This window comes from Bradyrhizobium sp. CCBAU 45384, assembly GCF_028128665.1.
Lineage (GTDB): Bacteria > Pseudomonadota > Alphaproteobacteria > Rhizobiales > Xanthobacteraceae > Bradyrhizobium > Bradyrhizobium manausense.
In genome coordinates, this window is record NZ_LBIZ01000114.1 from 106,019 (window position 1) to 126,143 (window position 20,125).

The 20,125-nt window shown below is 64.3% G+C and carries 23 protein-coding genes and 1 pseudogene; 14 read left to right on the plus strand and 10 right to left on the minus strand.

The genetic code is table 11. The annotated features are described in order from the left end of the window. Positions 1 to 9: 9 nt before the first annotated feature. From XH80_RS26730 to XH80_RS26745, 4 genes are all read right to left on the minus strand, one after another. Complete coding sequence (locus XH80_RS26730; RefSeq protein ID WP_271601149.1) at positions 10 to 396, minus strand: response regulator transcription factor; 387 nt, start codon at positions 394 to 396, stop codon at positions 10 to 12. A gap of 95 nt (positions 397 to 491) precedes the next feature. Then, positions 492 to 1,151, minus strand: a complete 660-nt coding sequence (locus XH80_RS26735) for a response regulator transcription factor (protein WP_271601316.1) — start codon at positions 1,149 to 1,151, stop codon at positions 492 to 494. 8 nt (positions 1,152 to 1,159) lie between these two features. Beyond that, entirely contained in the window at positions 1,160 to 3,139 is a 1,980-nt protein-coding gene (locus XH80_RS26740) for a PAS domain S-box protein (RefSeq protein WP_271601150.1), read from the minus strand. Between the two features lie 693 nt (positions 3,140 to 3,832). Next, entirely contained in the window at positions 3,833 to 4,126 is a 294-nt protein-coding gene (locus tag XH80_RS26745; RefSeq protein ID WP_271601151.1) for a hypothetical protein, read from the minus strand. A 68-nt stretch (positions 4,127 to 4,194) separates the two neighbouring features. Between XH80_RS26745 and XH80_RS26750 the strand changes: the two genes are divergently transcribed. Together XH80_RS26750 and XH80_RS26755 are read left to right on the plus strand one after the other, a co-directional pair. Further along, entirely contained in the window at positions 4,195 to 4,383 is a 189-nt protein-coding gene (locus XH80_RS26750; protein WP_057755864.1) for a hypothetical protein, read from the plus strand. A gap of 143 nt (positions 4,384 to 4,526) precedes the next feature. Further along, the gene (locus XH80_RS26755; protein ID WP_271601152.1) at positions 4,527 to 4,721 is read left to right on the plus strand and encodes a hypothetical protein; all 195 of its coding nucleotides are present in this window, start codon (positions 4,527 to 4,529) and stop codon (positions 4,719 to 4,721) included. A gap of 69 nt (positions 4,722 to 4,790) precedes the next feature. Here XH80_RS26755 and XH80_RS26760 read toward each other — a convergent pair whose 3' ends face one another. Beyond that, positions 4,791 to 6,986 carry a lytic transglycosylase domain-containing protein gene (locus tag XH80_RS26760; RefSeq protein ID WP_271601153.1) on the minus strand — a complete coding sequence of 732 codons (2,196 nt, stop codon included), beginning with the start codon at positions 6,984 to 6,986 and terminating at the stop codon, positions 4,791 to 4,793. A gap of 325 nt (positions 6,987 to 7,311) precedes the next feature. Between XH80_RS26760 and XH80_RS26765 the strand changes: the two genes are divergently transcribed. The 8 genes from XH80_RS26765 (at position 7,312) to XH80_RS26800 (ending at position 12,153) form a co-directional block, all read left to right on the plus strand. Next, positions 7,312 to 9,048, plus strand: a complete 1,737-nt coding sequence (locus tag XH80_RS26765) for an adenylate/guanylate cyclase domain-containing protein (RefSeq protein ID WP_271601154.1) — start codon at positions 7,312 to 7,314, stop codon at positions 9,046 to 9,048. A 106-nt stretch (positions 9,049 to 9,154) separates the two neighbouring features. Continuing rightward, positions 9,155 to 9,331: a hypothetical protein gene (locus XH80_RS26770; protein ID WP_167354011.1), complete on the plus strand. Its 177-nt coding sequence runs from the start codon at positions 9,155 to 9,157 to the stop codon at positions 9,329 to 9,331. A 219-nt stretch (positions 9,332 to 9,550) separates the two neighbouring features. After that, a complete protein-coding gene (locus XH80_RS26775; protein WP_271601155.1) occupies positions 9,551 to 9,763 on the plus strand; it encodes a hypothetical protein in 213 nt (70 codons plus the stop codon). A gap of 130 nt (positions 9,764 to 9,893) precedes the next feature. Beyond that, on the plus strand, positions 9,894 to 10,151 hold the full coding sequence (locus XH80_RS26780; RefSeq protein ID WP_057755853.1) for a hypothetical protein: 258 nt from the start codon (positions 9,894 to 9,896) through the stop codon (positions 10,149 to 10,151). 151 nt (positions 10,152 to 10,302) lie between these two features. After that, complete coding sequence (locus XH80_RS26785) at positions 10,303 to 10,881, plus strand: hypothetical protein (protein ID WP_271601156.1); 579 nt, start codon at positions 10,303 to 10,305, stop codon at positions 10,879 to 10,881. Further along, a complete protein-coding gene (locus XH80_RS26790; protein ID WP_271601157.1) occupies positions 10,878 to 11,168 on the plus strand; it encodes a hypothetical protein in 291 nt (96 codons plus the stop codon). The genes XH80_RS26785 and XH80_RS26790 overlap by 4 nt, the downstream gene beginning before the upstream one ends. A 3-nt stretch (positions 11,169 to 11,171) precedes the next feature. After that, positions 11,172 to 11,378 carry a CbtB domain-containing protein gene (locus XH80_RS26795; protein ID WP_220005677.1) on the plus strand — a complete coding sequence of 69 codons (207 nt, stop codon included), beginning with the start codon at positions 11,172 to 11,174 and terminating at the stop codon, positions 11,376 to 11,378. Between the two features lie 10 nt (positions 11,379 to 11,388). Then, on the plus strand, positions 11,389 to 12,153 hold the full coding sequence (locus tag XH80_RS26800; RefSeq protein ID WP_271601158.1) for a CbtA family protein: 765 nt from the start codon (positions 11,389 to 11,391) through the stop codon (positions 12,151 to 12,153). On the opposite strand, the gene XH80_RS26805 is transcribed toward XH80_RS26800, so the two are convergent. Both XH80_RS26805 and XH80_RS26810 read right to left on the minus strand, forming a co-directional pair. Beyond that, the gene (locus XH80_RS26805) at positions 12,141 to 12,359 is read right to left on the minus strand and encodes a hypothetical protein (protein ID WP_271601159.1); all 219 of its coding nucleotides are present in this window, start codon (positions 12,357 to 12,359) and stop codon (positions 12,141 to 12,143) included. The two genes, XH80_RS26800 and XH80_RS26805, sit on opposite strands and share 13 nt — an antisense overlap. Continuing rightward, on the minus strand, positions 12,359 to 12,799 hold the full coding sequence (locus tag XH80_RS26810; RefSeq protein WP_271601160.1) for a hypothetical protein: 441 nt from the start codon (positions 12,797 to 12,799) through the stop codon (positions 12,359 to 12,361). Before XH80_RS26810 ends, XH80_RS26805 begins: the two co-directional genes overlap by 1 nt. Before the next feature lie 91 nt (positions 12,800 to 12,890). On the opposite strand from XH80_RS26810, the gene XH80_RS26815 reads away from it, so the two are divergent. Together XH80_RS26815 and XH80_RS26820 are read left to right on the plus strand one after the other, a co-directional pair. Further along, positions 12,891 to 13,292 carry a MerR family transcriptional regulator gene (locus XH80_RS26815; RefSeq protein WP_220005673.1) on the plus strand — a complete coding sequence of 134 codons (402 nt, stop codon included), beginning with the start codon at positions 12,891 to 12,893 and terminating at the stop codon, positions 13,290 to 13,292. A 433-nt stretch (positions 13,293 to 13,725) separates the two neighbouring features. Beyond that, positions 13,726 to 14,588 (plus strand): annotated as a pseudogene (locus XH80_RS26820) (DUF1259 domain-containing protein). 11 nt (positions 14,589 to 14,599) lie between these two features. On the opposite strand, the gene XH80_RS26825 reads toward XH80_RS26820, so the two are convergent. After that, positions 14,600 to 15,673 (minus strand): nickel/cobalt efflux transporter, encoded by a 1,074-nt coding sequence (locus XH80_RS26825; protein ID WP_271601161.1) that lies wholly within the window; start codon positions 15,671 to 15,673, stop codon positions 14,600 to 14,602. A 4-nt stretch (positions 15,674 to 15,677) separates the two neighbouring features. After that, positions 15,678 to 15,956: a metal/formaldehyde-sensitive transcriptional repressor gene (locus XH80_RS26830; protein ID WP_063706516.1), complete on the minus strand. Its 279-nt coding sequence runs from the start codon at positions 15,954 to 15,956 to the stop codon at positions 15,678 to 15,680. A 576-nt stretch (positions 15,957 to 16,532) separates the two neighbouring features. On the opposite strand from XH80_RS26830, the gene ilvD reads away from it, so the two are divergent. Next, a complete protein-coding gene (gene ilvD, locus XH80_RS26835) occupies positions 16,533 to 18,257 on the plus strand; it encodes a dihydroxy-acid dehydratase (RefSeq protein ID WP_271601162.1) in 1,725 nt (574 codons plus the stop codon). Further along, positions 18,244 to 19,068 carry a tetratricopeptide repeat protein gene (locus XH80_RS26840; protein WP_271601163.1) on the plus strand — a complete coding sequence of 275 codons (825 nt, stop codon included), beginning with the start codon at positions 18,244 to 18,246 and terminating at the stop codon, positions 19,066 to 19,068. The genes ilvD and XH80_RS26840 overlap by 14 nt, the downstream gene beginning before the upstream one ends. Before the next feature lie 158 nt (positions 19,069 to 19,226). Here the strand turns inward: XH80_RS26840 and xth are convergent, their stop codons facing one another. Next, positions 19,227 to 20,024 carry an exodeoxyribonuclease III gene (gene xth, locus XH80_RS26845; RefSeq protein WP_271601164.1) on the minus strand — a complete coding sequence of 266 codons (798 nt, stop codon included), beginning with the start codon at positions 20,022 to 20,024 and terminating at the stop codon, positions 19,227 to 19,229. Positions 20,025 to 20,125 lie beyond the last annotated feature (101 nt).

Genomic DNA, 20,125 nt, shown 5'->3' on the forward strand with positions numbered 1-20,125 from the left:
GGCGGAACGTCACTCCGTGACGTCGTCACCTGCTGCCAGCGCCCACTGCAGGCATTTCATCAGGTCCGCGGGGACGAACGGCTTACGGAGACAACAGATTGCTCCGGCTTCGAGCGCCCGGATGTGAAGGGTCTCATCCGGGAAACCTGTGATCAAGATGAACGGGGTGGCCGAACCCTGGGCGCGCATCTGCGTCAACAAATCGATTCCGGTCTTGGACGGCATATGCATGTCGGCGACGATGCAGGAGGTGCGCTTGGAATCGCTCGAGCTCAAAAATTCTTCGGCCGAGGCGAATGTGTGGACCATATACCCGCGCGACCGCAAGAGATTGTTGATCGCCTCCCGCACGTAGGGGTCATCATCAAGGACCGAAATGACCGAAGCCGCTGACAAGACGTCCGCTCCTCGCCCGGGATCACGCTTGCCGTCGCGACGGCCCAATCCAAACACGCAGGGTGGACCTGCCACTCGCCATTGCAAACTCATACTTAGGTTTGTACGTCGGGCCGGCCGGGCCGAACGCCGAGCGCCTCACTCATTCGCACGAGGTCGGCCAGGGACTTCGCCCCCATTTTGCGCATGATCTGGCCGCGATAGATCTTCACGGTAATTTCGGCCAATCCGAGTTGGGCGGCCACTTGCTTGTTCATCAGGCCGGACGTCACTAGAGCCAATACGTCCCGCTCGCGCGAGGTGAGTGACTCGAAGCGTGATCTGACGTTCGAGACCGTCTTGTTGAGATCGCGCCGCTTGCGGTCTCGCTCGATCGCGGCCTGGACTGCGTCCAGGATATCCTGGTCGCGGACCGGCTTGGTCAGGAAATCGATCGCACCGCCTTTCATGGCCCGAACGGTCATGGGAATGTCAGCGTGACCGGTAATGAAGATGATCGGCGTGTGGATGTTGGCCTTGGCCAGATCGGACTGCAGCTCAAGGCCGCTGACTCCCGGCAGGCGGATGTCAAGCACCAGGCAACTCGGCACCTGCGGTGGCTTGGCCTGGAGGAGCTGCGGCGCCGAGCCAAACGCTTCGACCTTGAGGCCAACCGATTCGAAGAGGTTGGTCAGCGCACGGCGCATGGAGGCGTCGTCGTCGACAACGTAGACAATCGGCTGATCACCGTTCTCCTGGGGCGGCGAAGGCGCCATGCGGTCGCTCACGATGCTTCCTCTCGATAGAGGGGCAGGGTGATCTGAAACGTCGCGCCGCCAGATTGGTTCGGCGCGGCGGAAAGTCGTCCGCCGTGGATCTCGATGATGGAGCGGCAGATCGGCAGCCCCATCCCTATGCCGCCGGGTTTCGTGGTGAAGAACGGGGTGAACAGGCGGTCTATCGCCTGTTCGTCGATGCCGACGCCGCAGTCGGCGACGCTCACCAGCATCGCGTCGTCGCCATCCGCCGCCGAGCGGATCGTCAGCTTGCGCGGACGGTCACGGACGTCTTCCATGGCCTCGATCCCGTTCATGATCAGATTGATCAGGACCTGCTGCAGTTGGATCCGATCGCCAAAGATCTTGGGCAGGGCCGACGACAGTTCCATCCGCACCGACACGGCATGGCGGGCCATCTCGCGCTGAACGAGTGCGACGGCCTCGCGCACGATTGAGTTTGGGTCGAGCGGACCCATTTCGATTTCGGTTCGTTTGGCGAGCGCCCGAATGTGACGGATCACGTCGCTGGCACGCTTGCAATCCTCGGTGATCCACTCCACGGAGCGGCGCGCCGCCTTGAGATCAGGCGGATTGCGCTGCAGCCACGCCACACAGGCGTCGGCGTTTGCAATCACGGCAGCGAGCGGCTGGTTGATTTCATGGGCGATCGAAGCAGTCAGTTCGCCCAGTGTCGTGATGCGCGTGACATGAGCCAGCTCGGCTTGGGCCTTGCGCAGCGCCTCTTCGGCCTGGTCGGCGCGGATGGCCGCAGTCACGTCGGTGCAGACGCCACGATAGCCGAGAAAGTTTCCGTCGGCATCGAAGAACGGCTTGCCACTGGTCCGAACGTAGATGGTCTGCCCGTTGCGGTCCCTGCTGCGATACACCAGGTCGCGGAACGGGATGTGGGCGTCGAGTGCCGCGCGATGTTGTCGCCATTTTTCCGGCTCGAGATCGGCGTCCGGCGCAATGTCCCAACGGGTAAGCCCAATCACGCCCGGCGGGGTGGTGGTATCTGAGTGTTCCGATATCAGGGTCACGCGGTGGTCTGGCCCTGTCTCCCAGAACCAGTCGGATGCGGTTTCGGCATAATCGCGAAAGCGCTGTTCGCTCTCGCGCAGCTTGCGCTCTGCCTCTTTGGTCGCCGTAATGTCGCTCACCGATCCCACGAACTCGACGTGGCCGGCAGAATCTCGTGTAGCCCGGGCCACCGCTCGGACGTACTTGATGGAGCCGTCGGGCATCACGAGCCGGTATTCGTGGTCGTAGTCCTTTCCCTCGCGCGCTGCCTGACCTGTGGTCCGCTGCACGGCGAGCCGGTCCTCCGGATGGATCCGCTGGAGCATGACCGGGATCTGCGGCTTGGAACCCTCGTCGCACTGGAAGATGCGATACGTCTCCCTGGACCATGTGATCTCGCGGGTTGCGGCCTTCCAGCCGAAACTGCCGGTGTGGCTCAATTCCTGCGCCTGAGCGAGATAGGCTTCGCTCTGCCGCAGAGCATTCTCCGCTTCCTTGCGCTCGGTGATGTTCTCGCAGGCGACCAACACGACTGGCGAGCCATCGGCCCGCAGCATGGTCTTGGCGTTCTCGCGCACCCAGAGTACCGAGCCGTCCCTGCGAACCTTCCGGATCTCCCAGGTGTGGGACTGATCGACGGTCTCGAGGCACAGTGCAACACAGGCGCGGACAAAATCGCGGTCTTCGGCGAAGAAGACATCCAGTACCGATCGGCCGATCAACTCTGCGGCCGTGTAGCCCAGTTGCGCGGCGCCGAACGTGTTCACGTTGATGACGGTTCCGGCCGGATCGACCATGAAGTACATGACCGGATTGTGCTCGAAGACCTGCTGCCATTGTTTGACCGCTTCGAGCTGGCCATCATCGGGCTCGGCACGCGGCTTAGCGGCGACAGCTTGCCTGACGCAGTCGACGAGGAATTGCGCGGCTGACTTCCCGAACGTGGCTGCCTGGCCAGGTTTCATCGCAGACGCTCCCGGCACTCTCTGCGTGAACACGAGTAGAGCACGTTGGCGCAAGAGGAGCAATTCCGGCCAAAGCCGGATGACCGTGATGATGTTCGTCCTTGAATTGACCTGTCGCCGCTTCGGCTATCCAGGCAGATCAGGTAGCCGCGCCAGCAGGGGTCTTCACCGTGACCGTGCAGCCGGAGCATCATGCGCCGTCTCGTTGAATAAGAATGAGCGCGGAAGCCCCGGGCAAATACGGACAAACCTAGGTATAGCTCTTCCAACCCTAGTCATGTCGGTCATTTACCTCCGTACAGTTGAGCACTTCGTGCCCGGCTGACTACCCTCACGGCCAATCGGGAGTGTCGACCAGCCAGTCGCGGCGAGCGCAACCGCAAGCAACAAAGGGAGACAACAATGTGTCATGCATCCGTACTTCCCGAGGTTGACCAGCCCGACTCCAGACCGTGCTCTTCTGCCAACGGCTGTGCAGTGTGTGGCGGTAAATTTGGCTTGATCCGCTACTACGCGTGGCGCACTGCGCTCTGCTCAAAGACGTGTGTCGATCGCTTCCGCTCACGCCGCGAACGCGACCGCCGGTGGTTGTTTCGGGCTCAGTTCGCGCGGGGCTGAACCAGAGAGCTGACATCATTCCGCAGGCCTGATCCGGGAGCCCATGTCTTGAACCGCTCGTGCAAGCTCTTGTGCTCAATCGTTCTCTTCTGCTCCACCGCGACAATCCAGGCGCAGGAGACCGGAAACGGTGCCGTCCATCGCCGGCATCCACCCCAGGACCAGGCGCTGCACGAGAAATTCTACTCGACCTGGCGCATGCCGGATAACCCGAGCCTCAGTTGCTGCAACAGCGCTGATTGCTATCCAACCGATATCAAGTACGTCGACGGCCAGATCTATGCGCGGCGGAGGGAGGACGGAAGATACATCCGGGTCCCGCCGCAGAAGGTGGAGCAAAACAGGGATAATCCGGACGGCCGAAGCCATCTTTGCGCTCCACCGCCCGCACTGTCTCCGTTGGACAGCGTTTACTGCTTCGCTTTGGGAGGTGCCACGTGAGATTCGCCTTCGTGCTGGTGAACGACCGGACACCGTTCCGGCAGGCGTGGTGCATGCAATGCTGCGAGCCGATCAGCGGCAGCTATCTTCGCGAGATGGCGACCCGTCTGCCGTACTGCGACTATCAATGTTACGCGTTGTTCTGCGAGGCCCTTGCAGAAGATCGCGTGAGGGTGGCCTCATGAACTTCGTGCTGGTCAATCACGAGCCTCCGCCAAGCGCGGCGACGTGCGGCACATGCTCGCGGTCGATCCGATCAGGCTATGTCCGGCATGTACGGACACAGCGCCATTACTGTGACTATGATTGCTATCGCCGAGGCGAGCTAATGACGCTGTGGATGCCATGGTCGATGCCTGGGCGCAGCGCGACGGCCACCGGGAACACGATCGAGATGTTGGTGATGCTGAGCGCCGTCTCGTGCTGGACCTGCACGATGCAGTTCTGGACCATCGCGAGAGCTTTGACCGGCGCATTTCTGGACGGGCGCGACCTGATCACGACGGAAGGAGGTGACACCTAGCTGCGCGACTCGCGCGGAAGCCGCAGCAACCTAACCTCGTCGGCGCCCCTTCAGCCCCGGTGGCGCCGGTTAGGGAGCGGGTGCTGCGGCTGCCACGGGTGCCGTTGCGTTGAGTTCCTGCGTCACCACGCGCTGATCGGTCTTGCCGGCGACAGCGCCGCTGCCTTCGAAGCGGGCGCGATACACCAGCACGTTCTCCATCACCCGCTGGACGTAGTTGCGTGTCTCGGACAACGGGATGCGCTCGACCCAGTCGACCGGATCGATCTTGGGATCTCTGGGGTCGCCATGCGCCTGCACCCATTCACGCACGCGGCCGCGGCCGGCATTGTAGCCGGCGAAAGTCATGATCTGGTTGCCGCGATATTCCGACAGCAGCGCGCTGAGCTCGGCCGCACCCATCTGCGTGTTGTAGACGGGGTCGGAGACCATCTTGTCCCAGTCATAGGTCACGCCGAAGCGCTTGGCCGTGTCGCGGCCGGCTTCCGGCGTCACCTGCATCAGGCCGACCGCATTGGCGGACGACTTGTCGCGCTGGTTGAACGAGCTCTCGGTGCGCGCCACCGAATAGATCACGCTGGTCTCGATCGCTGGTGCGACCTGCTTGTGCTCGGGGATGCCGATGGTCGGGAAGGCGTAGTGGTCGAGCGCGAGGCCGTGGGCCAACGCCGACTTGCCGACCTCCAGCATCACGCGCGCATCGTTGCGCTGGCCGGCGAGCTCGCCAAGCGCCGCGAGCGCGGCGGCGTCGGTGCTCTCCTGGGCGAAATCCTCGGCGTAGTAGAACACCATATCGCGTTCGCCGATGGCATAGAGCATGTCGGCGGCGCGCACGCGCTCATCTGCCGCCTGCGTGTCGGCGGCGGCCAGCACGGGCGAGGGGGTGCGCAGCTCCAGCCCCTCGAGGCCGAGCCGCGCACGGGCGAGCTGGCCGTAATAGGCGGTCGGATAGCGCGCGGCGGCCTTGTAGCTCGCTTGCGCGTCGGCGACGGCGCCCATTGCCTCGGCCGCACGGCCGCGCCAGTAATGGCCTCGCGACAGCGCCAGTGGATTGGGCGATCCCTCGTCGATGGAGGCGAAGTGCATCATCGCGGTTTTGGGATCGTCGAGATAGCGCAGCGCGATCCAGCCGCACATGAAGTGATAGTCGACGCGGTAGACCTCCATCGCCGGCACCGTGGCTGCGCGCACCACGTCGTAGGCGGTCTGGAACTTGCCCTGGTCGAGCAGCTTTCGCGCGAGCAGGCGGCGCTCGCGCCACCATGCGTCTGTGTCCTGCGCCGCCATCGTCTCGGGTGCGGCAGCCAGGATCACCTCGGCTGCATCGTCGATGTGGTCCTTCTGAAGGTGCCATTGTGCGCGGCACAGCACATAGCCGAGATCGCGGCGCGCGTCTTGAGGCACGTCCTCGAGATAATCCTTGGCCTTGTTCTCCTTGCCGTTGACGGCGGCGCAGGCCTTGACGATCGCGAGGAAATCTTCGCCAAGACGTTTTGCGGCGCGCCTTGCGCCGGCATAGTCCTTGGCGCCGAGGCGCTTGTCCATCCGGGCGCGATGGTCTTCGGGCCGCAACAAATCGTGGAACGCTTCGTAGGAATCCTCCTCGCTGCGCTCGGACAGTTCGTCCGAGCGCCAGGCCTCGCGCACGAGGCGCGTCGCCCCGTCGTTGTCGCCCTCGGCGAACAGCGCGCGCGCGAGCGCGAAATTGCCCTTGGCGCTGATCGGGCGGTCCATCGTGAAGGCGTGGACGGTTGCCGCGTCGCTCTTCTCCTGCCACAGCCGCGCCTCGGCGCGCTTGCGCAGCAGCACGGCGCTCGGCCAATCCGGATTGGCGGCGAGGAAGGCGGCGTAGCGCTTGAAGGGGGCGGTGCTCTCGGAATGGCGCAGCATGAACCAGTCGGCGAGCTTTTGTCCGGCGGGATCGGCAATGCGGTCGCGCGCCGCGGTCGCATCGTCGGTCTTGCCCTTGCGCGCGAGGTCGATCGCATCCTTCAGCGCGGCGAGGTCACCGGTCAGCGCCGGCGGCGCGGGCTTGTCCGTGGGCTCGTCCCGCTTCTTCGACTTGCGCCTGGCCTCGGCATGTTTGCGGTGCTTGCCGGATGCAGCATGCCGTTGCTTGCCGGTTTTCGCTTCGTGCGTCTTCTTGGACGAAGACGGTTTCGACGCGGATGATTTGTGACCGCTCTTCGCCGCCAGCCCGGTGGGAAGGAGGGCCAAAGCGGCCACGGCAACGACACACGCGAGCGAGCGTAGGCACTGGTTCATTCGATGGTCCCCCTGCGAAACCACTACAAACCAAGGTCCGCGACGACATGCGGCTTGAGAATCAAGAACGACACCAAAACGATGCCGTGGCATCGTTTCGCATTCCTCACGCTCGTTCAACAATGCGGCAAAATACGGATTGGAACTCGCGGAACTTCAGAAACGGCGGCAGTGGCAGTTCCTTAACCTTTATTAACAAATGGGACTCGCGCAACGGTTGCGGGCAGCGCTGGGCGCCAAACCGGCCCGATTGCGCGTGTTCCCCAGCGAAAATCCGGTGTATTGAGGGTTCCAAAGATCCTTCTTCAGCCTTTGCCCGCATCTCATGCCGCTTTTCAACCAGTCGATCCGGCGCAAGATCGTCGGCATCGCCCTCGGATTGATCGTCCTGATGCTGATCACCTCGATCCTGTCGATGGTGATGTCGAGCCAGGTCGGCATTCTCCTGGACGAGCTGACCAACCGCTACATCCCGGCCTATGGTGATCTGGCGCGGGCCAACATCCGCTCGCTGGAGCGGTCGGTGGCGTTGCGGCGGATGGTCATGGCGAAGATGCAGGATTCCTCGGACGAGCAGGCCTATGCGGCCCGCCTGAAGGAGTTCGAGGAAGCCGACCGCAAGATCGACGAAGAGACGTCGGCCGCGCAAAAGCTCATCAACGCGATCATCGAGGATCCGAGGACGCCGTCGGACAATGCCGCGCTGGCGCGGATCGACACCCGCATCGAGACCGCCGTGACCGAGCTGCGCCAGGGCATGAACGAGGACCACGCCAAACTGCTCAAGCAGATCGACGCCAAGCAGATGCCGGAGGCACGCAGCACGCTGGAGCACATCGATGCGCTGCGCGATCAGTTCAACCAGCGGATCGATACGGTCCGCACCGACATGCTCAAGCAGGTCTATGCGAGCACCTCGACGGTGGTCGGCCACCAGCGACAGGCGATCATCATCTCCGGCGTCGTAACGCTGCTCGCCGCGGTCGTCGGATTTGCCTTTGCGCTGCTTGTCTCCGGCGGCATCACAAGGCCCGTGCGGCTGCTGCTCGCCGGTGCCCGCGAGGTCGAGGCCGGCCGCTTCGACAAGAGCATCACCGTCTCGACCCAGGACGAGATCGGCGAGCTCGCCGCCGCCTTCAACCGCATGATCGAGCAGCTGCGCCACAACGAGCGGATCCGCGAGACCTTTGGCCGCTACATCGATCCCAAGGTGGTGCAGGGCCTGATCGACCGGCCGGAGGTCGCCGTCGACGGCCAGCGTCGGGTCATGACCATCATGTTCTGCGACATGAGCGGCTTCACCGCGATGAGCGAGGGCATGACCCCGCGCGGCCTCGTCAAGGTCATGAACCACTATTTCACGTTGATGTCCGGTCCGATCCGCAACAACCGCGGCGTCATCGACAAATATATCGGCGATGCCATCATGTCCTATTGGGGCCCGCCCTTCATCGAGGAGGACGAGCAGGCGCTGCTCGCGGGCCTGTCCGCCATCGACATGGCCGACCAGGTGCCCGCGCTGCAGAAGCAGCTGCCGGACCTGCTCGGCATCCGGGCCATGCCGGTGTCCTGCGACCTGCGCATCGGCATCGCCACCGGCGAGGTCCTGACCGGCAGCATCGGCTCCGAGCTGATGATGAGCTTTACGGTGATGGGCGATGCCGTGAACCTTGCCTCGCGCCTCGAGGCCGTGAACAAGATCTACGGTACCCGAATCCTGATCTCGCACGCGACCGCCGCGGCGATTGGATCCCGGCTCGAATTGCGCGAGATCGACCGCCTCGCGGTGGTCGGCCAGAGCGTGCCGCAGCCGGTGTTCGAGGTGATGGGCCGGGCAGGTGCGCTCACCGCCTCGCAGGAAGGGCTGCGCGCGCACTACGCCGAAGGGCTTGCCGCCTATCGCGCCTGCCGCTTCACTGAGGCCCGCTCGGCATTCAATGCGGCGCTGCAGAGCGTCCCTGGCGACGGCCCGTCTCAGGCGATGCTCGCGCGCATCGTGCAGTTCGAGACCGCGCCGCCGGCGGCCGATTGGGACGGTGCCTGGCGCATGGACAGCAAATAACTGTCCGCGCCGGGAATAATTGATTCTACTCTATAACGATGTTGGCCGTGACCCATTTTCCGGGCTTAGGCTTGTTGTCCCTGAGGCGTTTGACGGGGACACGCCGATGACAGAACTTGAGGACAGGCTGGAGCGCTTCGAGACGCTCACCGCCGAATGCGAGCTGATTGCCAAGCTTGCGACCGACAGCCACAAGCGCGAATTCTACCTGAAGCTTTCGGAGCGGTACCGTCAGCTCGCGGTCGACATGCGCCTGGCGATCGCGACCAAGGCTGCCGCCTGACGCCCGGATGAAGCTTGCGGCCAGGAACGAGGCACGATGTTCCGCATCGGTGTCTTTACGAGAGGTCGTGCAATCGCAATCCGTTCTTAATAATTGAGACCCATCCTTGATGAGGTCCGCGGATTCGCGCGTTGCGGTTCCCGGCGATGGGAATGCCTGGGGCAAGGTTGCCTTGCAATATTGCCCGCGAACGTCACCCGTCCTATGGTTGGACATCCCATGCGTCTGCTTGCGGTCGCCCTGTTTGCGCTTTTGACGGCAGCCTGTGACCAGGAGCAGGACGTCACTGGCTCGACCCCGCTCTGCCCGATGCGCACCTACAGCACCTACAATCCCCGCGACATGAACCAGTGCGTGGCCGCCTGCAAGGCCTGCGACCACGGCAACACCGTCACCTGCACGACCGCCTGCACGCTCCACGGTGCGCGCTGAGGCAAGGGCGCGGCACCTCGTATGATCCGGCCGCGACTGGGGAACCCTGGGGCTGACGGTGCCTCCGCACCGGAACGATTTACATGGGCTAATCATTAGAGGAGGGCGGCAGGACGCGGAGACCTAAGGAATGGGTATGCTCGATCCCGGTCGGTTTCTGGTGTCGTGCTCGCATTGCGAAGCATGGCCCATGGCGGCCAATGTCAAACGTTCGAGCTGGTCGGCGCAGCCGCACGAAGTCAGCTTTGTCTGCCCGCGCTGTCGCCGCGAGGAAACCGCCATCATCTCCGCCTCCGGTGAGCTCACTCCCATCAAGCGGATCGACGCTCCGCCGCGCGACGTCACCACGGCCTGGGCTCAGGCCCAACGCCCGAGAGGGCGTGCGTAGCGCGCCCGTCTTCCACCCAGCGAGAGGGCGTGCGTAGCGCGCCCGTCTTCAAACCAACGAGAGAGCGAGCATAGCGCGCCCGTGCCACAGCTTGGGGCCGGTTGGCGGAGTTGTCCGACAATGTGGTAGGATCGCCGCCGGGAGATTGTCCATGGCCCTCACCAACCTGCCGCCGCATTCCGACCATGTCAGGCTTCACCCCGTCGCGCCGCATGGTGTCGCTCTGTTCTGCCTTGCGCTGCTGACTGTGTCCTGCGCGCTGGCAAGCTTTGCGCTTGCCTGTGCCACGCCGTTTGCAGCGTTCGCGGTCGTGGCTGCGGCCGCGCTGTCGCAGCGTCAGGCGCTGCTGGTTGTCACCGCCACGTGGCTGGCGAACCAATGCATCGGCTTCGGCGCGCTGCACTATCCCCTTGATGCCGGCACCATCGCCTGGGGCCTTGTGATCGGCGCCGCGGCGCTTGTTGCGACCGCTGCCGCATCGACGATGCTTCGCATCCTGACCCAGCTTCGCACGCCGCTGACGCTGGCCATTGCCCTCGTCGCCGCCTATGCGGCCTATGAGCTTGCGCTGTTCGCCGCGACGCCGTTCCTTGGCGGGCAGGGCGCCTTCACGGCGGCCATCGTCTCGCGGATCGGGCTGACCTGCGCGATCTGGCTCGCGGGCCTCGTCGCCGTCTGCGAGGTCGCCCGCCTGATCGGCTCCCTCGGGCGGGGACGCGCAACCGCTTGAGCAGCGAAGCCCGTTGGCGCGACGATATCGCCTCACTGGTCTTTCCCGTGGCCGGACACGGCGCGATCTGCGCCGTGCACCGGGGCGCTTTCCGGACGTTGCTCGGCACCAAGCCCACGCCGGAGGCCTGCCTCGACTATTTCCGGCGATTTGAGGCCGCCTTTCGCACGGCCGCCGACGCCAAGATCGCCCGCAGGGACATTTTGCCCGGGACAAGCCTGCATCTTACCAGTCGCGATATCGCCCGGAAGCTGCTAGAAGAGGCGCAAATCGCCAATGGAGAATAGACCATGAGCCAGTCCCAGCTCGCCAACGCGCAAGTCCCGGCCCAGATCACGCTTCCGGTTGCCGCAGGGCAGGTGGGACGGCTGTCGCAGGCGCTGATGGCCATGGTGCTCGGCGCGTTCGTGATCGGCATGGTCGGCTTCTCCCATATCGACGTCGTCCACAACGCCGCCCACGACGTGCGGCACTCGAACGCGTTCCCCTGCCACTAACCTTGATGGCATGAGCACGTTTCGCGCGATCGTCTTCGCGTCGGTCATCTCGGGTTTCGTCGTCGGTCTCCTCGTCACCGTCGTCCAGCAGTTCGGCACCGTCCCCCTGATCCTGAAGGCGGAAGTCTTCGAGAAGGCGGCGGGCGCGCACCACCACGACGCCCTGGCGCAGCCGGTCGCGGCCGGGCATGACCACGCAGCCCACGACCATGGTGATCATGACCATGGCGCCGGCGACCATGACCATGGCGGCGCCTGGGAGCCGCGCGACGGGTTTGAGCGCAACGCCTACACCGCCGCCGCCAACGTGCTGACCGCGATCGGCTTCGCGCTGCTTCTGGCCGGCTTCTTCGCCGTGCGTAGCGGCGCGACCGGGACCAGCGTGTCCTGGCACGAAGGCCTGCTGTGGGGCCTGGCGGGCTTCGCCGTCTTCACCATCGCACCGGGCCTCGGCCTGCCGCCGGAGCTGCCCGGCGTGCCGTCAGCGCCGCTGCTGTCGCGGCAGATCTGGTGGCTCGCCGCCGTGCTGGCGACGGCAGGCGGGCTCGCCTTGATCGTCTTCCGCCGCACGGTGCCGGCGGCGATATCAGGCGTGATCCTCTTGACCCTGCCGCATCTGATCGGCGCGCCTGATCTCGCCAATGTCGAGACCAACGTGCCGTCATCGCTGCTGCATCAGTTCGTCACCGCGGTGACGGTGACGAGCCTGGTGTTCTGGACCCTGCTCGGTGGCCTGACGAGCGCAGTGTTTGCGCGTTTCGATCAGCGCGCCTGAAGCTTGCGCCATCGCCGCAACGCGACAGCCGTCCACACCGTCTCGACAAGGCCGAACGGCCAGGCGCCCTGGAGAAAGCCGTAGACCGCGCTAAGCGCGCAGGCAGCCGCGAAGGCCAGTACGTAAAGTGGCCCGCGCGGCTCGAACGCGTAGAACAGCAGCATCGCGCTAACCGACAGCAGCCCGAAGATAGTGAGTCCGTCCATCAGCTCATCGGCGCCCTCGGCTTCTTGGCAACGCCGAGCGCGTGGAAGGCGGCATACTCCATCACCGGCCAAAGGGCAGCCGTTGCCGTCAGCACGGTCGCGGCGCACATCGCTGCCAGCACCGACGATCGGATCTTCGTGCCCGTCGTTCGCGATCGCCACCCGATCCAGCCCCAGGCGCAGAGCACAACGGCGATCGACAGCATTGTCATCAACCCATGCGCATGGTCGAGCACCGCGATCACGCTGCCCGCGCTGGCGAGCACGACGGGAGGCAATGTGAAGGGCAGCACACAGCAAGCCGCGCATGCCGCAGCCGCAACAGCCGTTGCGACTGCCATGCCCGCGGCCTTGCCGCCACCCGGCTCGGTCTTCGCCGCGCAGCCGCATCCGGCCGACGTTTCGGAGGGAGGGCTGCACGACGGTCCGATAACGCTCATGTGATTCTCCTCATGCTTGTGCGTCCAGGACCCGATCGCTACGCCCTCAAGCCACTTGAGGTTCAAGCGAAAAGTGAGAGTGAGCGCTTCCATGAGAATCGGCGTCCTCGCCAAAGCAGCCGGCGTCTCCGTCCCCACCGTCCGCTACTACGAGAGCATCGGCTTGCTCACGAGGCCAGCGCGACAGGGCGGTCAGCGCGTCTACAGCACCGAAGACGTCAAGGCGCTCAGCCTGATCAGGCATTGCCGTGATCTCGACTTCTCGCTCGACGAGATCAGCGACATCCTTGCGTCAGTGCAGCGGCGCTTGCCCTGTAGCGAGACGAAGGCGTTTGCGGAGCGACATCTCCGTTCGATCAGAAAGAAAATTGCCGAGCTGTGCGCGCTGGAGGCGACGGTGGCCGCACTCGTGAGCGGCTGCGAAACGACATGCAGCGGCAGCGCCGCGCCGGACTGCGTGATCCTGCAGCCCGGCCAGCCATGTTGCGGTTGAACGCCACCGGCGCCTCATCGGGGATTACAAAGCGTGAGCTCGCCACGATGCGGCTTTCACGCGAGAGACCCACGAGCGATTTCGTTCCAATGGGTCTGCAAAATCTTTTTCCTGGCTCGACTGAATCCACGCGTTGACAGCCTGGACCCACGGGCTTCAAGTTCAGGCATCGGGGATATGCGGTCTCCCCGCGAGGCGACATGCCCAAGCATCGCGTCCTGATCACCAAGGGCGCAGCATGTCCACTTCATCCATCTCGATTGATCAGACAGATCGGCTCATCCGTCTTGCGAGGCATGCGTCTGCGCGCGCCGCTGACGCCTGGGCCGAACACGGCTTCGACCCTGGGGGCAGTGAGACCAGGAGAACGATCATGCGACGAGGTACACTCTGTCACGCGGCTATCATGCTGGCCGCCGCCTTGGGAGTCGTCATGGGCGCCGGGCAATTCATCGCGCCGGCCCGGGCGGATGACGTCAATTGGCAGGCGATCGACCAAACGCTCGGCCGCAAGGCCGCCGTCACGGATGATGTCCACCGCTACGGATTTCCGCGCAGCGATCTGTCCGTGACCCTGGACGGGGTCGCGATCAAGCCGGCGCTGGCGCTCGGCGGCTGGGTGGCGTTCAAGCCGGCGCATGGCGGCGCCATGGTCATGGGCGACCTTGTGCTGCTCGAGACCGAGGTCAATCCGGTGATGGTGAAGATGATCGCGAGCGGTCTCGAGATCACTGCCGTGCACAACCATCTGCTGCGCGCGAGCCCGGCGACGTTCTACATGCATGTCGCCGGACATGGCGACCCCGTCAAGCTGGCCGCCGCGATCCATGACGCACTCGCCGCAAGCAAGACGCCACTGACCGCTGCCGCGCCGGCGAGCCCGCCGCCCGCGGTCGATCTCGACACGGCGAAACTCGACCAGATCATCGGCACCAAGGGACAGGCCAACGGCGGCGTCTACCAGTTCAACGTCAAGCGCCGTGATCCGATCACGCAACAGGGCATGGCGCTCACGCCCGTCGGGCCGATGGGCGTCGCCATCGGCATCAACTTCCAGCCATCAGGCGGAGGCAAGGCTGCCATCACCGGCGACTTCGTTCTGTCTGACAATGAGGTGAACCCGGTGATCGCGGCGCTGCTGGAGAACGGCATCGAGGTGACGGCGCTGCACAGCCATATGTGCTGGATGAGCAGCCGCGGCTGTTCTTCATGCACTTCTGGGCCAACGACGACGCGATCAAGCTCGCCAAAGGCCTTCGCGCCGCGCTCGACAAGACGGCGAGTGCAAAAGGCTGACCGGCGAGGCGCTACGTCATCAGATCGTGCAGGCCTGTCCAGCCGGTGTAGAGGCCGACGAAGACGATCAGGGCCGCCGAGACATAGGGCGCGCGGTGGGCGTAACGGCTGAAGCCGCCCCAGTGACGTTCGACGTGGCGCAGGCTGAGCGCGGCCAGAACGCCTGCCGACACCATCGTGATCGCGAGCCCGATGCCGAAGGACAGCACCAGGACGAAGCCGAGGCTGAACTGCTTCAGCTGAAGGCAGAGCAGCAGCACGGTGATCGCGGCGGGACAGGGGATCAATCCGCCGGTGAGGCCGAACAGGATGATCTGCGCGGTGGTGACGGTGCGCCCGGCAAAGCGCTTGCGGATGTCTGCGGCGTGGGCGCGCGCATGCGCGTCGTCTTCGTCGCCGAGGTCCATCTGGTCGTGATCGTGCTCCTCGAACAGAAGCTCGGCGGAATCGCCGGCGAGGGTGACGCGCGCCTTGAACGCATGTGGCTCGGGAATTTCATCGACGCTTTCGAGATACCCGTCCCCTGCAGTGAAGGCGAAGCTCTGCTCCGAGCCGTCCTCGCGGATGGTGGTCACCCTGATGTCGCCATCAGCGGGAAGCGCGGCCGTCTCGCTCCGGATCCGCCAGCGCGGCGGCACGCCGTCTTCGAACACTTCCAGCAGCAGCGCGAAGCCGGCGAGCGAGATCGATTGCGGCTCGTCGTGGTGGTGATGATGATGGTCATGATCGTGTTCGCGGTTCTGGTCCCGCCAGGTGCGCCAGACCATCCAGGTGGCGATGCCGATGATGATCGCGGCGGAGACCAGTTGCAGCCAGGCCTCGCTGCGTTCGCCTGATAATTCCTGGCCGAAATAAAGGCCCGCGAGCGCGACCGCCCAGACAACAGCGGTATGGGAAATGGTCGCCGACAGGCCGAGCAGCACGGCCTGGAGCACGGTGCCTCTGATAGCGACGATGAACGCGGCCATCATCGTCTTGGAATGGCCGGGCTCGAGGCCGTGCAGCGCGCCGAGCAGGATGGCACTAGGCACGAACAGCCATGCGTGCGCGCTGCTCTGCTGGAGCAGGTGAGACAGATCGGTCATCTCATCACTTCAAATAGGTTCGGACGACGTCGATGAGGTCGGCGGCGCCCTTGGCCTTCTCCGGATCCTTCTCGTGCGCGGGATCCACGACATGATGGCGGATGTGGTCTTCCAGCAGCTCGGTGGTGAGACCGCTGATCGCACCTTTCACCGACGCCACCAGCATCAGCACGTCGGCGCAGCCGATCTCCGACTCCAGTGCGCGCTCGACGGCTTCAAGTTGACCCTTGATGCGCCGGACGCGGCCGATGAGCTTCGACTTGTGCTTGATGGTATGCGACATCGCAGTAAGATAGGGGGGTACCCTATACGAGTCAATGCAACTGAGGCTCGACTCAAGGACGGTGGGAAGCAGCAGCGTGCCACTCGCTCGGCGTAGGGTGGGCAAAGCGAAGCGTGCCCACGCATTTTTCGCGATGGAAAGAGGTGGTGGGCACGGCGCGTTGCGCCTTTGCCCACCCTACGGCATCTGTCGCCCATATCTCCGACAAACGCCGACTCAGTCGCGATCCCGGCGGCGCCGTCGCAACACTGGTCGCGCACCTCGCATCATGAAATCAGAGATTGCGCGATGTCATCTTCGCGAGGGTATCACTGTAAGCGAACCCGTGTCTTCCCGGTAACGACTGTGCTGCCTGAGCCACACCGCTGGTGGATTTAACCCTCACCACTGGTCGTTTGCAGCGGCGCCGCTTTTTGGCCACACCCGAACATGAATAAATCACTCGAATGTTTGAGGGGCCCGGGCTGGTCCCTTGCTGGCGGCAGGAAATCCCAAGGTCGATTCAAATCTTGGCTCTGATGTTTCCTGAACTGACAAGGGTTGGCCAGGAAACTAGATCTGAGGAAACTGGTCGCGATGGACGCCAAGGCCAACATCAAGCAGAGGCTGCCGAGCCGTCACGTGACGGAAGGTCCTGCGCGCGCGCCCCATCGTTCCTACTTCTACGCCATGGGTCTGACCACCGAGCAGATCCACCAGCCCTTCGTCGGCGTCGCCTCGTGCTGGAATGAAGCCGCGCCCTGCAACATCGCCCTGATGCGCCAGGCGCAGGCGGTGAAGAAGGGCGTCGCATCCGCTGGCGGCACGCCGCGCGAATTCTGCACCATCACCGTGACCGACGGCATCGCCATGGGCCATGACGGCATGCGCTCCTCGCTGCCATCGCGCGAATGCATCGCCGACTCCGTCGAGCTGACCGTGCGCGGCCACGCCTATGATGCGCTGGTCGGTCTTGCCGGCTGCGACAAGTCGCTGCCGGGCATGATGATGGCGATGGTGCGCCTCAACGTGCCGTCGATCTTCATCTATGGCGGCTCGATCCTTCCCGGCAATTTCCGCGGGCAGCAGGTCACGGTGCAGGACATGTTCGAGGCCGTCGGCAAGCACTCCGTCGGCGCCATGTCGGACGAGGACCTCGACGAGATCGAGCGTGTGGCGTGCCCCTCGGCGGGTGCCTGCGGTGCGCAGTTCACCGCCAACACAATGGCGACGGTGTCGGAGGCCATTGGCCTCGCGCTGCCTTACTCAGCCGGTGCTCCCGCACCGTACGAGATCCGCGACGCGTTCTGCATGACCGCGGGCGAGAAGGTGATGGACCTGATCGCGTCCAATATCCGTCCGCGCGACATCGTCACCCTCAAGGCGCTCGAGAATGCCGCTGCCGTCGTCGCGGCTTCAGGCGGCTCGACCAATGCTGCGCTGCACCTGCCGGCGATTGCGCACGAGGCCGGCATTAAGTTTGACTTATTCGACGTCGCCGAAATCTTCAAAAAGACACCTTATGTCGCGGATTTGAAGCCGGGTGGCCGTTATGTCGCCAAAGACATGTTTGAAGTAGGTGGCATACCGCTTCTGATGAAGACGCTGCTCGACAACGGATTTCTCCACGGCGACTGCATTACGGTCACCGGTCGAACGATCGCCGAAAACCTCAAAAGCGTGAAGTGGAATCCGCACCAGGACGTGGTGCACCCGGCAGACAAGCCCATCACCGTGACAGGCGGTGTGGTCGGTCTGAAGGGCAATTTGGCGCCAGAAGGTGCGATCGTGAAAGTCGCGGGAATGTCCAACCTCAAGTTTACCGGTCCGGCCAGGTGCTTCGACCGGGAGGAGGATGCTTTCGAGGCGGTCCAGAAGCGCACCTATCGCGAAGGCGAAGTCATCGTGATCCGCTACGAGGGCCCCAAGGGCGGCCCCGGCATGCGGGAGATGCTCCAGACCACCGCAGCGCTGACCGGCCAGGGTATGGGCGGCAAGATCGCGCTCATCACCGACGGCCGCTTCTCCGGCGCCACGCGCGGCTTCTGCATCGGCCATGTCGGGCCGGAGGCCGCGGTCGGGGGCCCGATCGGGCTGCTCGAGGACGGCGACATCATCGAGATCGATGCGGACGCCGGTACCCTTAACGTAAAATTGAGCGACGCTGAGCTGGCTCAGCGCAAGACCAAATGGAGCGCTCGCGCGACTAATCACACGTCGGGTGCGCTCTGGAAGTATGCCCAGCAGGTTGGACCAGCGGTCGGAGGGGCAGTGACCCATCCGGGCGGCGCGCACGAGAAACAGTGCTATGCGGACATCTAGGCGTGCCATTGTTGCGTTTGTGTTGGGGGCTACCGCGCTGGCCGCGCCGGCGCTCGCCTTCGACGGCGCGCCCGTCAATCCGAAGGACGCGACCATCCCCGTCGTGACCAGTCTGCCCGGTGCCGCGGGTGCGGCGCGAAAGTCAGTGCCGCCGGTCGCGACCCAGGAAACCTCGCTCAGTGCCTTGCAATATGCTGCCGAGGGTGGTCACCCGATCGCGCAGTGGAAGCTCGGCCGCATGTACGCCAGCGGCGACGGCGTCGCCCAGGACGACGTGCGCGCCTTCGAATATTTCACCCGGATCGCCAATGCGCATGCCGAGGACAGCCCGTCGGCGCCGCAGGCGCAGGTCGTCGCCAATGCCTTTGTCGCGCTCGGGCGCTATTATCTGAGCGGCATCCCGAACTCCAAGATCAAGGCCGATCCTGACAGGGCGCGGGAGATGTTCTCCTATGCCGCCTCCTATTTCGGCAACGCGGACGCGCAGTACGATCTCGCCCGGCTCTATCTGAAGACGCCGGACGCCTCCCGGGAGGATTTCCGCTACGGCGCCCGCTGGCTTGGCCTTGCCGCCCAGAAGGGCCAGCACGAGGCCCAGGCGCTGCTCGGGCAGATGCTGTTCAACGGCGATCGCCTGCCGCGGCAGGCCGCGCGCGGCCTGATGTGGCTGACGCTGGCGCGTGACAGCGCCGGCGCCGACGAGACCTGGATCAAGGAAAATTACAACCGCGCCTTCGCCAAGGCCTCCGACGACGACCGCGCCATGTGCCTGCAAATGCTGGAACAGTGGGTGCAGGGCCGCCACGAATAGCTGCGGCAACGAAGGTGCCGTAGGGTGGGCAAAGCGAAGCGTGCCCACCACCTGTTTCGATCACGACGAGATGGTGGGCACGGCGCGCGAAGGGCGCGCCTTTGCCCACCCTACCGCAGTTGTGATTGCCGCTCGCGCCGGCCAACTCCGCGCAAGGCCTACGCCGCCTCCAGATCCAGATCCGCCCAAACCGGCACGTGATCCGACGGCTTCTCCCAGGCCCGCACGTAGCTGTCGATGCCGACATTGGCGAGCTTATCGCTCGCCTGCGGCGAGAGCAGCAGATGGTCGATGCGCAGCCCCTGGTTCTTCTGCCAGGCCCCGGCCTGGTAATCCCAGAACGTGTAGAGACCAGGCTCGTCGGTGACGGCCCGCAGGGCGTCGGTCAGGCCGAGGCCGAGCAGGGACTGAAAGCTCTCCCGCGTTTCGGTCTTGAACAGAGCGTCCTCGGTCCAGGCCGCAGGATTGTGGACGTCGCGGGCATGCGGGATGACGTTGAAGTCGCCTGCGAGGATCAGTGGCTCCTCGGTCTTAAGACGCTCCTTCGAATATTCAAGAAGACGCGACATCCATTTGAGCTTGTAGGGATATTTATCGGTGCCAACAGGATTGCCGTTGGGCAGATAGAGGCAAGCGATGCGCATCACGCCCTGCTTGAGCGTCACCACGCCCTCGAGGAAACGGGCATGCGTGTCCTCGTCATCGCCGGCAAGTCCTGACTTGGTCTCGTCGAATTTGAGCTTGGAGAGCAGGGCAACCCCATTGAACGTCTTCTGCCCGTGGGTCACCACGTTATAGCCGAGCGCTTCGATCTCGAGCCGCGGAAACGCCTCGTCGATGCATTTGATCTCCTGCAGGCAGACGATGTCCGGCTGGCATTCCCTAAGCCAGGTCAGCAGGAGATCGATCCGCTGCCGGACCGAATTGACGTTCCAGGTGGCAACTCTGATGGGCATGGGGCGGGCTCCGGGCAGGGGTCATGGTTAGAACAAACCGCTAACGCCCCCGTCAAGGACGCCGCAAAATCTCCCACAAAATTAACCCGGTTGAAGCCGGT